13 protein-coding genes are annotated in these 14309 nt (G+C 66.9%); 6 read left to right on the top strand and 7 right to left on the bottom strand.

Going from position 1 to position 14309, the window contains the following annotated elements:
- Positions 1-147: 147 nt before the first annotated feature.
- Complete coding sequence (locus tag QH276_RS31460) at positions 148-1467, bottom strand: MFS transporter (RefSeq protein ID WP_280402939.1); 1320 nt, start codon at positions 1465-1467, stop codon at positions 148-150.
- A gap of 270 nt (positions 1468-1737) precedes the next feature.
- Here QH276_RS31460 and hsaA point away from each other — a divergent pair, with 270 nt between their 5' ends.
- The 4 genes from hsaA to QH276_RS31440 all read left to right on the top strand — a co-directional run bounded on the left by hsaA (position 1738) and on the right by QH276_RS31440 (position 5256).
- Entirely contained in the window at positions 1738-2904 is a 1167-nt protein-coding gene (gene hsaA / locus QH276_RS31455; protein WP_280402938.1) for a 3-hydroxy-9,10-secoandrosta-1,3,5(10)-triene-9,17-dione monooxygenase oxygenase subunit, read from the top strand.
- Positions 2905-2906: 2 nt separating this feature from the next.
- On the top strand, positions 2907-3386 hold the full coding sequence (locus QH276_RS31450) for a VOC family protein (protein WP_280402937.1): 480 nt from the start codon (positions 2907-2909) through the stop codon (positions 3384-3386).
- A gap of 145 nt (positions 3387-3531) precedes the next feature.
- Positions 3532-4278, top strand: coding sequence for an SDR family NAD(P)-dependent oxidoreductase (locus tag QH276_RS31445; RefSeq protein WP_280402936.1), 747 nt, complete (start codon positions 3532-3534; stop codon positions 4276-4278).
- A 120-nt stretch (positions 4279-4398) separates the two neighbouring features.
- Positions 4399-5256, top strand: a complete 858-nt coding sequence (locus QH276_RS31440; RefSeq protein WP_280402935.1) for an IclR family transcriptional regulator — start codon at positions 4399-4401, stop codon at positions 5254-5256.
- A gap of 204 nt (positions 5257-5460) precedes the next feature.
- On the opposite strand, the gene QH276_RS31435 is transcribed toward QH276_RS31440, so the two are convergent.
- The 6 genes from QH276_RS31435 to QH276_RS31410 all read right to left on the bottom strand — a co-directional run bounded on the left by QH276_RS31435 (position 5461) and on the right by QH276_RS31410 (position 11938).
- On the bottom strand, positions 5461-6501 hold the full coding sequence (locus QH276_RS31435) for an ABC transporter ATP-binding protein (RefSeq protein ID WP_280402934.1): 1041 nt from the start codon (positions 6499-6501) through the stop codon (positions 5461-5463).
- On the bottom strand, positions 6501-7613 hold the full coding sequence (locus QH276_RS31430; protein WP_280402943.1) for an ABC transporter ATP-binding protein: 1113 nt from the start codon (positions 7611-7613) through the stop codon (positions 6501-6503). Before QH276_RS31430 ends, QH276_RS31435 begins: the two co-directional genes overlap by 1 nt.
- Before the next feature lie 5 nt (positions 7614-7618).
- On the bottom strand, positions 7619-8530 hold the full coding sequence (locus tag QH276_RS31425; RefSeq protein WP_280402933.1) for an ABC transporter permease: 912 nt from the start codon (positions 8528-8530) through the stop codon (positions 7619-7621).
- Positions 8527-9474 (bottom strand): ABC transporter permease, encoded by a 948-nt coding sequence (locus QH276_RS31420; RefSeq protein ID WP_280402932.1) that lies wholly within the window; start codon positions 9472-9474, stop codon positions 8527-8529. Before QH276_RS31420 ends, QH276_RS31425 begins: the two co-directional genes overlap by 4 nt.
- Before the next feature lie 55 nt (positions 9475-9529).
- Positions 9530-11062: an ABC transporter substrate-binding protein gene (locus tag QH276_RS31415; RefSeq protein WP_280402931.1), complete on the bottom strand. Its 1533-nt coding sequence runs from the start codon at positions 11060-11062 to the stop codon at positions 9530-9532.
- 267 nt (positions 11063-11329) lie between these two features.
- Positions 11330-11938 (bottom strand): TetR/AcrR family transcriptional regulator, encoded by a 609-nt coding sequence (locus tag QH276_RS31410; RefSeq protein ID WP_280402930.1) that lies wholly within the window; start codon positions 11936-11938, stop codon positions 11330-11332.
- 301 nt (positions 11939-12239) lie between these two features.
- Here QH276_RS31410 and QH276_RS31405 point away from each other — a divergent pair, with 301 nt between their 5' ends.
- Together QH276_RS31405 and QH276_RS31400 are read left to right on the top strand one after the other, a co-directional pair.
- A complete protein-coding gene (locus QH276_RS31405) occupies positions 12240-13130 on the top strand; it encodes a crotonase/enoyl-CoA hydratase family protein (protein WP_280402929.1) in 891 nt (296 codons plus the stop codon).
- An 11-nt stretch (positions 13131-13141) separates the two neighbouring features.
- Complete coding sequence (locus QH276_RS31400; RefSeq protein ID WP_280402942.1) at positions 13142-14119, top strand: NAD(P)H-dependent flavin oxidoreductase; 978 nt, start codon at positions 13142-13144, stop codon at positions 14117-14119.
- Positions 14120-14309: the final 190 nt, after the last annotated feature.

The following is a 14309-nucleotide window of genomic DNA, read 5'->3' as shown; positions in this document are numbered from 1 at the left end:
TGGGGCTGTGCGCGGGCGTTGGGTGCCGCTGCGCCCCCCCCCCCCCCCCCCCCCCCCCGCCCCCGGCCCCGCCCCCGGCCGGCCGCCGCGCCCCCCCCCCCCCCCCCCCCCCCCCCCCCCCCCGATCGGGTGGTTGCCTGTTCCGGCTTACCGTGCGGGTACGGCGATCGTGTCGCGGAGATCCTGGCCGCTGGTCTCCTTGATGCGGTGGATGGAGGCGATCGTGACCAGTCCGCAGCACATCGCGAGGATGATCAGCGGGACGCTGGTCGGACCACCGGCCAGCAGCGCGCTCGCGAGCAGCGGGGTGAAACCGCCACCGATCAATGCTGCCAGCTGGTAGCCCATGGACGCGCCGGTGTAGCGCACCGACGTACCGAACATCTCCGACAACAGCGCGCCGAGCGGGGCGAACATCGCGGATTGGACCACTTGGCCCAGCATCATGGCCAGGATCAGCAGCGGCACCGAACCGGTATCGACGAGTGCGTACATCGGCCAGGCCAATACCACGATGGCGACCGCTCCCGTCAGCACCACCGGCCGCCGTCCGACACGATCGGACAGGGCGGAGAACAGCGGAATGGCGACGAGCGCGGTGCTTGCGGTGAACAGGAGACCGGTGACAGCACTGGACCGTTCGTAGCCGGTCGAGGTGGCGTAGCTGATCATGTACGTACTGATCAGTGCGGTGAGCGCGAAGGGGCCGATACCGACGCCGCAGGCCAGCAGCAGGTTGCCCGGCCGGCGCAGGACCGACAGCAACGGGATCTGTGGCTTCTCCTCGGTGTCCTCGGCTGCGCGGAACACCGGACTCTCGGTGACACCGATTCGCGTGTACAGACCCGCCGCCAGCAAAACGATGCTGGCCAGGAAGGGGATTCGCCAGCCCCACGACAGCAGGTCTTCCTCGGGCAGCATGGCAACCACGGCCACCACCGCGCTGGAGAGCAACGAGCCGATCGGCGAGCCCATCTGCATGACGCCGTTCCAGAAGCCACGCCTGGACGGTTCGGCGTGCTCGGTGACCATCAAGGTGGCCCCGCCCCATTCGCCGCCGATCGCAATGCCCTGGACGACGCGCAGCAATACCAGCAGCAAGGGTGCGATGATGCCGACAGCCTGGTAGGTGGGTAGTACACCGATGAGGAAACTCGCGACACCCATCATCGCCATGGTCAGTACGAGCATCTTCTTACGACCGATACGGTCGCCGAAATGCCCGAACACGATGCCACCGATCGGCCGGGCGACATAGCCGGCGGCCAGGGTGCCGAAGGCAGCGATCGTACCCAGCGCCGGGTTCGAGTCCGGGAAGAACACCTTGTTGAACACCAGCGCGGTCATGGTGCTGTAGAGCAGGAAATCGTAGTACTCGATAGCGGTACCGAGCAGGCTGGAGGCCGCGACCCGGCGCAGCTGCGCGGGGTCGGTGGAAACGGATTCCGGACCGGGTGCCGAACTCATGGAAGGTCCTTCCTCGGAAGTGATCAGGGCCTCATCTTGAACGGCGAACTCCGAGACGTCTGCGTTCTTTCCTGGTCAGTGGAATTCGCATTCGGCCGCGGCAGGTGGGAGCGCATTCCCGGCAACGTTCCGGTGGTTGAGATACTCGCCCGCCGTCCGGCATGACCGGGCTTATCGTCTTCGGCACAGCGCGGGGCGCATACCAACTGCCCGGGCGGGCCGAGGCTGTACGCCCGACATCATTGCCAGCGGATCAGGAAGAACAGACTCATGAGCAACGAGATACTCGAGCGGGTCCGGCCGCTGCTGCCGGCGATCCGGGAGCGTGCCGCCGAAGCCGACCGGCAGCGGCGGGTACCCGCCGAGACCATTCGCGAACTACAGGACGCCGGTGTTTTCAAACTGCTGCAACCCAAACGGTACGGCGGGTACGAAAGCAATCCGGCGGACCTGTACGCGGTGGTGCGCGAGGTGGCCGCGGCCTGCCCGTCCACCGGCTGGGTGACCTCTGTCGTCGGGGTCCATCCCTGGCAGATCTCGTTGTTCGACGAAGCGGCCCAGGACGATGTGTGGAAGGAAACGCCGGATGCGCTGGTGTCGTCGTCCTATGCCCCCACCGGCACGCTGACCGAAGTCGAGGGCGGCTATCGGCTGACCGGCCGGTGGAGTTTCTCCAGCGGTAGCGACCACTGCCAGTGGGTACTGCTCGGCACGCTGTGCCCGGGTAAGAACGGCGCGCCGCCGGAGTACCTCACCGCACTCGTACCGCGCGCCGACTATGCGGTCGAGGACGTCTGGAATGTCGTCGGCCTCTCCGGAACCGGAAGCAACGATATCGTCATCCACGATGCGTTCGTGCCCAAACATCGCGCCTACAGTTCGCTCGAGCAGAACGAACTGCGAGGCCCGGGGCAGCAGGTCAATACCGCTCCGATGTACAAGTTGCCGTTCGGGATGGTGTTCTCCTACGCGATCACCCATGCCATCATCGGCTGTGCCGAAGGCGCTTATACCGCCCACGTCGAACGGATGAAGGAACGGGTACGCCTTTCCTACGGTGGGCAGAAAGTGTCCGGGGATCCGTTCGCGCATGTCCGGGTCGCCCGGGCCGCCGGTGAGATCGAGGCCGCTGTGCTGACGTTGGACTACAACCTCGCCGAGCAGACGCGTTACGTCGAAGCCGGCGAAGAGATCCCCGAACGGGTGCGCTTGCGCGCCCGGCGCGACCAGGTATTGGGTACCGAACGCTCGTTGCACGCGATCGAGATGCTGTTCGAGAACTCGGGCGGACACTCGATCAAGCGGGACAACCCGATCGAACGGCACTGGCGGGACGCACACGCCGGAAGCGTGCACGTGATCAACGATGTCGAGCGCGCGCTGGCGATGTACGGCCGCGGGGAGTTCGGCGTGCCGATCGACGAGGGAATGTACTGATCATGGGCTACGACCTCGGCCAACTCCATCATGTCGGGATCGTGGTCGACGACCTCGAGGAATCGGCCGTGGCGCTGCGGAAGCTCTACGGAGTGGACGTCGCACTCTTCGCGGAAGGCCGTTACCCCTGCCTGATCGACGGGGTCCGGTACGACACGGTGCAGCGCATGGGCCTGTCCGCGGGTCCCCCGTTCGTCGAACTGATTCGCACGGTGCCGGATTCGCCGGTGTGGCAGCCGCGTCCCGGTATCCACCATCTGGGTTTCGTGGTCGACGATCTCGTCGCCGCGTCGGCGGACCTGGCCGCGCGTGGCGCCCCGCTGTGGATGTCCGGTGGGCACGACGGGGTATCCCCTGGAAGCGCTGTCTACCACCGGGATCCGCTCGGCCAGGTGATCGAACTGCTGGACCGGGCGACCGCGGACCGTCTCGCCGCTCGGCGGGCCTCCGCGGAGCCGGGCGGTCGGCACCGCGCGGAGTAGCGCATACCGAAAGGCAGATGGGCTCGCCGTTTTCATCACGACAACGGCGAGTCCTTCTGTTTTCCGCTGACCGGAAAACCTGGGTGAAGATTCGGAGCTCCCGTTCCACACTCGCGGTGTCGGCTCGAATGGAAGGAATCACCGCATGCGGGATGTCGGAGGAGATCTACTCGGTCTGAGTGCCAAGGTCGTACTCGTCACCGGGGCCGCACATGGGCAGGGTGCCGCACATGCCCGGCAGTTGTCGGCGCTCGGCGCGACGGTGGTGCTCGCCGACCTCGATGCGGCGGCACTCGCGCGGACCGCGGCGGACCTGACCGGGCCCCGTCTGGCGGTCGAGTTGGATGTCCGGGACGCCGGGGCATGGCGCGCGGCCGTGGACGCGGCGGTGAGCCGGTTCGGACGGGTCGATGTGCTGGTGAACAATGCCGGCGTGCTGCGCAAGGCGCCGCTCGCGGAGCTGTCGGAGGCCGACCTGCGATTCGTCCTGGATGTCGATCTGATCGGTGCGGTCCTGGGTATGCAGGCCGTGCTACCCGCGATGGGGGCCGGTGGTTCGATCATCAATATCGCTTCCACGGCGGCGCTGACCGGCTACGGGGACGCGCCGGCCTATGCCGCGGCGAAATGGGGATTGCGGGGCGTGACGCGGTCGGTGGCGAAAGAGCTGGGCAGCCGCGGGATTCGGGTGAACACCATTTGTCCCGGTGCGATCGACACGGCCATGGTGTCGGAGGAGACCCGCAGCGGCCGGGGCGCAGTGGAGCGGTTGCCGATCCCCCGGGTCGGGCGCCCCGAGGAGGTCTCCGCGCTGGTTGCCTATCTGGCGAGCGATGCCAGCGGTTACTGCACGGGGCAGGACTTCGTGATCGACGGTGGGCAGACCGCGTAGTTCGGGTCTGTTTCCCCGCGGCTGTGAGCTGCTTTACAGCTGCGCGATCCTGTGGCTACACTCACATGTGTCACAATCTGACACATAGGCAGAAGCTGACCCAGTCAGCTGGAGGTGTGCATGGCAACGGCGCGAATCGGCGAAACCCCCACGGCGATGATCGACCGAGTGGCGTCGATACTGGAAACCTTCGTCGGGCAGCGGCCCTTGACCTTGGCGGAGGTGGCGCGCTGTTCGGGCCTGCCGAGGTCCTCGGCGCATCGCATCCTGCAACGCCTCGTCGAACTCGGCTGGGTGGAGCGCAACGAGTTCAAATACGCGCTGGGGCACCGCATGTTCGAGCTGGGTACGCAGTTCACCCGGCAGCGCAGTGTGCACCGAGCGGCGTTACCGGTGCTGACCGAACTGCATCGCCGGACCGGTCTCACCGCTCATCTGAGCATGCTGACCGGCGCGGAGATTCTTCACCTCGACCGTGTCGGTGTGTGGCCGGGAGATGCCGGCGAATGGGGCGTGGGGGCGCGGCAACCCGCCGTCCGAACTGCTGCGGGGAGGGCGCTACTGGCCGCTGTCCCCAGGGATGAATGGCCGGATATCGACTTCGGTGCGGCTCCCACCTGCTACACCGTGTGTTCGCCCGTCCAGCTCGACCGCGACCTGGACCGAACGCGGGATCGCGGCGGAGTGGCGGTAGACGCGCAAGGGTGCGCACTGGGCGTGACAGTGGTGGCGGCGCCGATCGCCACCGGCGAGGGCGGGTACTTCGCGCTGTCTCTGTGTGGCCCGACCAAATCTGTCCGGACCGAGACGGTGATCTCCGATGTGCGGCGCGCCGCGGGGGTGGTGTGGCGCAATGCCTCTGGAATGCCACCGCTGCGCGTCCGCCCCGCCGAGGGCCGGACGGTCGCGCCCTTCACGCGGACAGCGCGGCCCGTCGGGACGGCATGGTCACCGGATATCGCGCCTCTCGTCGGATGATCCGCGGAGCTGCGTGATCCCTCGGCTGTACTGATTGTGTCAGTATCGGTTCGCGTAGCAGGGTATTCGCAGGCAACGATCCGCCGGCCGGGACGCGTAGTACTTCCGATCACCTACCAGGTAGCGCAGACAACCGGTCCCGCGCGACGAACGATATTCGCCGCGCCGGGGCCGGTGTACGGCCGTCACAGGATTGCTCGAGCCCTATGCGGTGACCGCGTACTCGGTGGCCCCTCCGGACTCGGCTTCGGCCGGTTCGGTCGGAAAGTGGCACGCGACGTAGTGCTCTGGCCTGACCTCCCGGATCTCCGGCTGGGTCTCGGCACACAATGCGGTGGCCCGCGGGCAGCGGGTCCGGAACCTGCAGCCCGAGGGGGGATCGTGCGGTGAGGGCAGATCGCCGGTCAGGGTGAGCGTGCTCGGGGGAACCTGGGGGTCGGGTTCGGGCACCGCCGAGAGCAGAGCGGCGGTGTAGGGGTGTGCGGGTTGTGCGTAGAGCGCATCGGGTGCGGCGATCTCGCAGATCTTGCCCAGGTACATGACGACCACCCGATCGCTGATGTTCTTCACCACGGCGAGATCGTGGGCGATGAACAGCAGGCTGAGATCGTAGCGTTCCTTCATATCCTCGAGCAGATTGAGAATCTGCGCCTGGACGGAGACGTCGAGGGCCGAAACCGGTTCGTCGCAGATCACCACTTCCGGTTCGACGACCATCGCGCGGGCGATGGAGATCCGCTGGCACTGGCCACCGGAGAACTCGTGGGGCCGCCGGTCTCCCGCCGTCTTCGGATCGAGACCGACCGATTCGAGGATGTCCTCGACCATCTCGGCCCGGCGGGCACGGCTGTGCCGGCGGGCGACTTCCAGCCCCTCGGCCACGATATGGCGGACCTTGCGCAGCGGATTCAACGAGGAGATCGGATCCTGGAAGATCATCTGAATCGGCCGGCGCACCGAGCGCAGCTTCCGTGCGGACTCGGTGGTGAGATCGGTGCCTTTGAACAGCACCTGTCCCGAGGTGGGGGGTGGAAGTTGCATGATCGCCTTGGCGAGCGTCGATTTCCCGCAGCCGGATTCGCCGACGAGGCCGAGCGTCTCCCCGCGTCGGATATCCAGGCTCACATCCGATACGGCGTGCACCTTGCCCGAGCGGGCCGTGTGGTACTCGACCACGAGATTGCGGACACTGAGCACCACATCGGTATCGTCGGGGCGCAGGTGGGCAGTTCCCGTTCCGGCCATCAGAGCACACTCCTCGAGTCCAGGGGCAGTCCGGCGGCCGAGGCGCCCGCTGCCGTATTCGTCGCCAGTGCGGCCTCGCCTTCCGGGGTGCCCGCCGGATAGAAGCACGCGACGCGGTGCCGTGGTCCCGCATCCGGCGCGGCCGCCAGGCCGGGTGTTTCGGTCAGGCATCGGGACTGCGCGTACCGGCAGCGCGGTGCGAACGCACAGCCGGGTGGTGGGTCGATGATGGTGGGCGGCCGGCCGGGTATGGCCTCCAGCCGGGTATGACTGGGTGCGGCGAGGCGGGGAATCGACCGGAGCAGCGCCCGCGTGTAGGGGTGCCGGGTGGCGCGGAACAGTTCGTCGGTCGGTGCCTGTTCGACCACTCGTCCCGCGTACATCACGGCGATCTCGTCGGTGCGCCCGGCCACGACCCCGAGATCGTGGGTGATGAGTACCATCGCCATCTCGTTCTCCCGCTGCAATCGGGCCAGCAGCGTCAGGATCTGGTGCTGAACCGTCACGTCGAGCGCCGTGGTGGGTTCGTCGGCGATGAGTAACCGTGGGGAACAGGCGAGGGCCAGGGCGATCACCACGCGTTGCCGCATCCCGCCGGAGAGATTGTGCGGATACTGACCGAGCCTTTTCCGGGCGTCCGGGATACCCACCGAGGTGAGCAGTTCCGCCGCGCGGCGCGCCGCGTCGGCGCGGGACAGCGGGAGATGCCGGCGCAGGGTTTCGGTGAGCTGTGCGCCGATGGTGAGCACGGGGGTCAATGAGGTCATCGGATCCTGGAACACCATGGCGATCCGGGACCCCCAGAGTGCGCGCGCCTGGGCGCGGTCGAGTCCAGCGGTATCGCGGCCCTCGATTTCGATCCGGGAGCCGGGGCGAATAATGCCGTTGCGCGGAAGAATGTTCATCACTGTGCGCGCGAGAACCGATTTGCCCGAACCGGACTCACCGACGATACCGAGCGTGGTGCCGGGCGCGACCGTCAGATCGACTCCGTCGACCGCGCGGACCATACCGCGCGGGGTGTCGAACCATACGCGGAGATCGCTGACGGTGAGTGCGGGTGCCGGAGCGGGTTTCCCGGCCGGACCGGCGTGCGTCTCGACCTTGTCCAGAGATGTCACAGTGACGACTCCCGTCCGATGCGGTCCCGCGCCCAGTCGCCGGTCAGGTTGAGCGACAGCACGGTGAGGAAGAAGAACGCGCCCGGTACCAGCACGAGATACGGGTCCTCGTAGAGGCTTTCCCGCTCGGCCGCGATCATGCCGCCCCAGCTGGGGGCGGGGGGCGGAACGCCGAGCCCGAGGAAACTCAGCGACCCCTCGGCCACCACCAGTGTCGCCGCGACGACGATCGCGAACGAGAACACCGGAAGTGCGACATTGGGCAGAATCTCGCGCACGAGAATACGAAAGGTACTCGCGCCCAGTGACTTCGATGCCGTGACGAATTCACGGCCGGCGAAGGCGATGGTGTTCGCCCGGGCGATGCGCGCGAAGGTCGGCATACCGACCAGCGCGAGACCGATCACCAGTGTTGCGATGCTGGGTTCCAGCACCGCGACCAAGGCGATGAGCAGGATCAGTGGCGGAAACGCGAGGATGGTGTTGGTGCCGATATCGAATGTGACATCGACGCTGCGGCGGAAGAAACCGGCGGTCACACCGAGTACCGTTCCCACGGTCAGCGCCAGCAGTGTCGCGCCGATTGCCACGGAAAGCGAGATCTGGGCGCCGTGGACCACTCGGCTCAGCAGATCCCGCCCGAGGGGGTCGGTGCCCAATAGGTGGGCGGCCTGCCGGAACGGAGGTATCGAGTACTGGTCGGTGATCTTCGCTGGATCGGGCAGCGGGAGCACCGGCGCCGCGACAGCCGCCAGTGTGATCGCGGCGAGCCAGACCGCACCGGCCAGGGCGCCGAAGCCGCGCCGCCGCTTGCGACGAGCGGGCGGTGCGCCCGGGGCCGGCCGGTCAAGTATGGCTTGCGGGGTGGTACTGCCGGATGCGACCGCCTTCTCGGTGGTTGTACTCATGACGTTCTCACTCTCGGGTCGAGCACGGGGTATGCCAGGTCGACCAGCGCGTTGATCAGGACATAGCCCACGGCGACCACCAGGACGATGCCCTGGACCAGCAGATAGTCCCGGGAATTGATGGCGGTGAGGACGAGCGACCCCAGACCGGGGAGCGCGAACAGGGATTCGACGATCACCGTGCCACCGATCAGCCGACCCATCGAGACACCGAGCACGGTCAGCAGCGAAAAGGCCGACGGGCGCAACGCGTGGACGAACAGAATCCGGGCGGTGGGGATACCCCGGGCCCGCGCCGACAGGACGAAATCCTGCTGCAGCGTGGCGACCATATCGTTGCGCAGCAGGCGGATGAAGGCGACAGCCTCGATGGCAGCGAGCGTCGCGACCGGCAATATCAGACCGCTGAGGTGCCGGCCGAGGCCCTCGGACAGCGGTGTCCAGCCCAGTACCGGAAGTGCCTGCAGGCTTACCGCGAACACGAAGACGAGCAGCACGCCGAGCAGGAAGCTGGGAATCGAGAGGGTCACCGAGCACAGGAAGGTGGTGACCCGATCCGCGATCCCGCCCGGCCGGTACCCCGCCCAGACACCGACGGGGACGGCAACGAGCAGCGCCACGAGTATCGACAGACCGGCGAGCTCCAGGGTGACCGGCAGCCGGTCGAGGATGGCATCGGTGACCGGCAGCTGCGACTGCATCGAGCGGCCCAGGTCGCCTTGTAATGCAGACCCCAGCCACTCGACATACCGCTCCAGCAAGGGGCCGTCGAGGCCGAAGCGTTCGGCGGCCGCCGCACGCATCTCCGGAGTGGCGCCCTCGGGCAACAAGGTGGCCAGCGGATCCCCCGGGGTCAACTCCAGCAGCAAGAAGGTCGAAATACTGACCAGCAACAGCACGGCGGCCAGCTTCGCGAGGTACACGACGAGCACACGTCCGGTCAACGGTCCGCCCACCGATACTGCCGGGCGCTGTGGGCACAGGTTGTCATGGTGTCCCTCATTCCTGTATCCACGCCAGTTCGGGGCGCATCCAGTACTGATAGGTCGGTTCGACTCCGTAGATGTCCGCACGAAGGATCAGACTCGTTACGGCCGGCCGCCAATACCGGTAGGCGGTGGTGGCCACCAGTTCCCGGATCGCCGTTTTGTAGGCCCTGTCGGCCACCGCCGGATCGCTGGCGGACTGGGCCTGTTCCAGTGCCCGGTCCACGATCGGGTTCGAATAGTGGGCCGTATTGCCGGAACCCTTGGTGTGGAACACCCGGTACAGGTTCTCGGGGTGCGCGCCACCGAGCGCGTTGAGGATCAGGTCGTACTTTCCGGAAACCAGTGCACTGGCGAATCCGGCGCCGTCGAGTGCCTTGATCTCGAGCTCGAGCCCGTCCGCCTGCTGGAGTTGAGCCTGGAGAACTTCGGCGACGCGGGTGAGTACCGGACTTCCGGCGGTGGTGACATAGGAGAGCACCACCTTCTCTCCACCGTGCCGGGCGCGGAAGCCGTCGACGAGTCGCTGTGCGCCGGCGATATCCTTCTCGGGCCATTTCGCGGCCGCGTCGAATAGCGGCTGGCCTTCGGCGACGAAGTATTCGGCGCCCTGTTCGCCGGGAAAGGCGGCCGCCCGGATCTGTTCGTTGTCGATCAGTTTGCCGATCGCGGTGCGCAAATCGGGATCGGCGAGAGCGCCCCTACTGTTCAACCGCACGCCGTTCCCGCCGAGCTGTGCGTATTGGACGACCTCCAGGCCGGCGGCTCGGGCACGACCGGCATATTTATCGCTGACCACCACCATCACATCGACCTCGCCGGCCTGTAATGCGTTGTAGCGCTGGTCGTCGGCCGGGATCGTCTTGTACACGAACCTGTCGATATAGGGGCGGGGGCTGTCCCAGTAGCCAGGGTTGCGCTCGAGGACCATTTCGGTGCCGCGCGCCCAGGAGCGGAAGACGAAGGGGCCGGCGCCGACCGGCGACGTCGCGAAGTCCGCGCCTTTGCGCTGAATGGCCGTGGGCGAACCGATGAACGCCAGCGGCTCGGTGAGCTGGTAGGGGAGCTGGTAGTTCACCGCGGGAGAAATCACCCGCAACGTTGTCGCGTCGACAACCTGCCAGCTGATCATCCGCGCCGCGGCCCGGCTCGGGGAGAGCTGACTCGGGTCCAGCGCGCGCTGCCAATTGAACGCCACGGCAGCGGCGTCGAACGGAGTGCCGTCGGTGAACGTCACACCGGGACGCAGCTTCAGCGTCCACGCCTTGCCGTCTTTGCTGGTGAACGATTCCGCCATGCCGGGAACGATCTTCCGTGTCGCGGCGTCGTAGTAGAGCAGCGCCCCGTAGATCGCCTGGCAGGGGCCCACTCCGATACCGACCGCGCAGGTCACCGGATCAACCGACTGCGCTTCGGTGTTCCACGCCAGCGTCACCGTCCCCCCGCGACGCGGTTCTCCGGCCGGTGCGCGTTCCACGGTGACCACCCCGGCGCACGAGGTGAGCAGCAGAGTTGCGGCGGCCACCGCGCCCAGTGCAGAAGCCATGCGGTCTCGGATTCGCAAGGGCTGACTCCTTTGTCATGGTGTAGCGGGCAATGCCGCAGATCGTGCGCTGTCGTTCCGGCCGGGGCGGTAGTTGGGGATCGCGCGGGACGGCCGGGCGCGTGAGTGGGACGGATTGCCGGGTGGCGGCGTCTCGGCTCACTTCACGTGAGCTGAGAGCATTACGCCATCGGCCACCACCGGTGACCAAGAGCGTGTTCCGTTCAGCGGGAGATCGGCCGACAGTGCGCAGGAACGGGCGTAGGCCGGTCAGGCAGCCAGGATTCCGTCGAGTAGCTGGTCGACCACGTTCCGGGCCCATTCCGGTGGCAGGTCGTCACCGGCCATATAGGCGCCGTAGTACGCGCCGATCAGTGACTGCGCCACGACGTTCGGGACGACGGTTGCGCGCACTTCGCCACGATCGATCGCGGACTCGACGATCCGGCAGATTCCGGCGCGCCGCGGTGCGATCGCCACTTCGCGCCACGCCCGCAGGAATTCCGGATGCCGGGCCTCCTCGGAGAGGAGAACACCCACCATGCCCATATGGCCGATTCGCTCGTACACATCGCGGACGTCCTGCAGCTGTGTCACGAGGTCCGCGCGTAGATCGCCGGTGGGTGCCGCCCGGTCCCGGTGCAAGTGGGCGATCGCCGCCGCGATCAGTTCGGCCTTGTTCGGCCACCTGCGGTAGACAGAGGGTTTCGAGACTCCGCTCGCCTCGGCGATCCGGGCCATGCTCATCGCCTGATAGCCGAGGCGGGGTAACAGCTCGAGTGCGGTCTCGAGGATGTGCTCGTCGGCATGAACTCGCGGGCGCCCGACCCGCGGCGGAGGCGTCTGCGCCGCGTCGGCCGATTCGGTCGCGCCGTTCATGGCAGGGAACCTTTCTCCGGTGTACTCGAGCTGCTGTGTCCCCAGTGTCGCATCGGTGCCCGGCGGTATCCGGCCCCGGATGGTCGCTCTTGCGGCCTGCGCACAAAATAGTTACGATCCGTGCATGGAACGTAATTAGGCGTGGTGCAGCTGCCTGCCTGTTGCAGGCCCGACCCACGCCGGCCTTCCGGAGATGAGTTGTGTTCGAAAGGCTCGGATCGAGCCGCGACCGGCACAGCTTCCGGAAGGTGATCTTCGCCGTCGGCCACTCCCGGTTGCCGTGCCCCATCGAAGGGTGAACATGCCTCGTGAAACCGTCCGCTACGACGTCGCGGACGCGATCCTTACTCTCACGCTGGACCGTCCGGACCACCTGAACGCCTTCACGGTGCAGATGGCCGACGAACTCGAGGCCGCGTTCGCGGAAGCGGCCGGCGACCCCGAGGTGGCCGCCGTCGTCGTCACCGGCTCCGGGCGTGCCTTCTGCGCGGGGATGGACCTGACGCGCGCGGGAAACGTATTCGGATTGGACGAATCGCTGACCCCGACTCTCGCCGATATGCGCACCCGGCTGCACGACCCGGAGATCGAGCGCGGCGTACGGGATACCGGCGGCCGGGTCGCGCTGGCGATCTACCGGTGTCCGAAACCGGTGATCGCGGCGATCAACGGACCCGCGGTGGGTATTGGCGCGACCATGACCCTGCCGATGGATTTCCGGCTGGCTTCGCAACAGGCGCGGATCGGTTTCGTCTTCGGCCGGCTCGGAATAGTCCCGGAGGCGTGCTCGACCTGGTTCCTGCCCCGGGTCATCGGAATGCAGAACGCGCTCGAGGTCGCCTATCGGGCCGATATCCTCGACGCGGAACAGGCGCGGCGCTACGGTCTGGTACGTACCGTGCACCCGCCGGAAGAACTGCTGCCCGCCGCCTACGAATTCGCGCATTCGCTGATCGACGGCCGTTCCGCTGTCGCCACGGCGCTGACCCGGCAGATGCTCTATCGGAACAGCGCGGCCACCTCGCCGTTCGAGGCACACCGGATCGAATCGCTGGCGATGTTCTATACGAGCACCGGAGACGGGAAGGAAGGCGTCGCCGCTTTCCTGGAGAAGCGGCGGCCCGAATTCAGCTCCCGGGTACCGGAAGACCTACCGGCATTCGCTCGCGATACCGAAGGATGGCAACGATGATCGAAACTTCTGTGCTCGACACGGAATTCACCAGGTCATTCGGCGTCCGGCACCCCATCGTCTGCGGCGGCATGGTCGCGGTCGGGCGTGCGGAACTCATCGCCGCCGTGGCCGAAGCCGGCGCCCTGGGATTCTTGAGCGCACTCACGCAGAAAACTCCGGAGAGACTCGCCGCGGAGATCGCGCGAACTCGGGAACTCACCGACGCGCCGTTCGGAGTGAATCTCACCATTCTTCCCACTGTCGAACCGGTGCCCTACGACGAATACCGAGAGGCCATCATCGAATCCGGCGTCCGGATCGTCGAAACCGCGGGGTCGAACCCCGCGCCGCACCTGCCGTCGTTCCGAGCGGCGGGTATCAAGGTGATCCACAAGGCGGTGTCGGTGCGCCATGCGGTGAAGGCAGAGCAACTCGGTGTCGATGCCGTGAGTATCGACGGATTCGAATGCGCCGGTCATCCCGGCCCCGACGATGTCCCGGGGCTCGTGCTGATCCCCGCGGCGGCCCGGGCACTGTCGATTCCGGTGATCGCCTCCGGTGGTTTCGCGACCGGTGCCGGGCTGGTCGCGGCGCTCGCGCTCGGCGCGGACGCGGTCAATATGGGCACCCGGTTCGTCGCGACGACCGAGTCCGGTGTTCATCAGAACGTCAAGGACCGCATCGTCGCGAACTCCGAACTCGACACGCAGCTGATCTTCCGCGAATTCGGCAACACCGCCCGGGTCGCCCGCAACGCGATATCGCAGGAGATCGCGGAACTCTCGGCCCGCGACGGCGCCACCTTCGCCGATATCGCGCATCTGGCCTCGGAGGAGCGCGGACGGCGCAGGGTGTTGCAGGAGGGCGATCTGGACGGCGGGCTGTGGTGGGCCGGGCAGGCTCAGGCACTGGTCGAAGAGGTTGCGCCGGTGGCCGAGGTGATCCGGGGAGTTCTGGCAGATGCGCAGCGCCTCGTCGCGAAAACCCTGCCCGCCCTGCTCGCCTGAGCGCGGAGACGGCGATGTGCCCGCCCCCGGGCGCATCCTCCTGCGGGACGAAATACTCCGAAATCGGAAAGGAAGATACCGTGAAATCACGCCACCCCATGACCCCTGTCGTGCCGCCACGTTACGTCGACAATATCTATACTCCCGAAGAGATCGAAATATTGTTCGATATCGTCAGGCATCGCGGGCC

This window comes from Nocardia carnea, assembly GCF_029869215.1.
GTDB classification, from domain to species: Bacteria; Actinomycetota; Actinomycetes; order Mycobacteriales; family Mycobacteriaceae; genus Nocardia; species Nocardia carnea_B.
The sequence above is the reverse complement of the archived record's forward strand: the minus strand, read 5'-3'. Positions and strand labels throughout refer to the sequence as shown.

Excerpts from the sequence above, each read along its gene's own strand:
- QH276_RS31450 (WP_280402937.1), top strand. The coding sequence starts at position 2,907 with ATGGGCTACGACCTCGGCCAACTCCATCATGTCGGGATCGTGGTCGAC.
- hsaA (WP_280402938.1), top strand. The coding sequence starts at position 1,738 with ATGAGCAACGAGATACTCGAGCGGGTCCGGCCGCTGCTGCCGGCGATC.
- QH276_RS31405 (WP_280402929.1), top strand. The coding sequence starts at position 12,240 with ATGCCTCGTGAAACCGTCCGCTACGACGTCGCGGACGCGATCCTTACT.
- QH276_RS31440 (WP_280402935.1), top strand. The coding sequence starts at position 4,399 with ATGGCAACGGCGCGAATCGGCGAAACCCCCACGGCGATGATCGACCGA.
- QH276_RS31425 (WP_280402933.1), bottom strand. The coding sequence starts at position 8,530 with ATGAGTACAACCACCGAGAAGGCGGTCGCATCCGGCAGTACCACCCCG.
- QH276_RS31415 (WP_280402931.1), bottom strand. The coding sequence starts at position 11,062 with ATGGCTTCTGCACTGGGCGCGGTGGCCGCCGCAACTCTGCTGCTCACC.
- QH276_RS31410 (WP_280402930.1), bottom strand. The coding sequence starts at position 11,938 with ATGAACGGCGCGACCGAATCGGCCGACGCGGCGCAGACGCCTCCGCCG.
- QH276_RS31435 (WP_280402934.1), bottom strand. The coding sequence starts at position 6,501 with ATGGCCGGAACGGGAACTGCCCACCTGCGCCCCGACGATACCGATGTG.
- QH276_RS31460 (WP_280402939.1), bottom strand. The coding sequence starts at position 1,467 with ATGAGTTCGGCACCCGGTCCGGAATCCGTTTCCACCGACCCCGCGCAG.
- QH276_RS31445 (WP_280402936.1), top strand. The coding sequence starts at position 3,532 with ATGCGGGATGTCGGAGGAGATCTACTCGGTCTGAGTGCCAAGGTCGTA.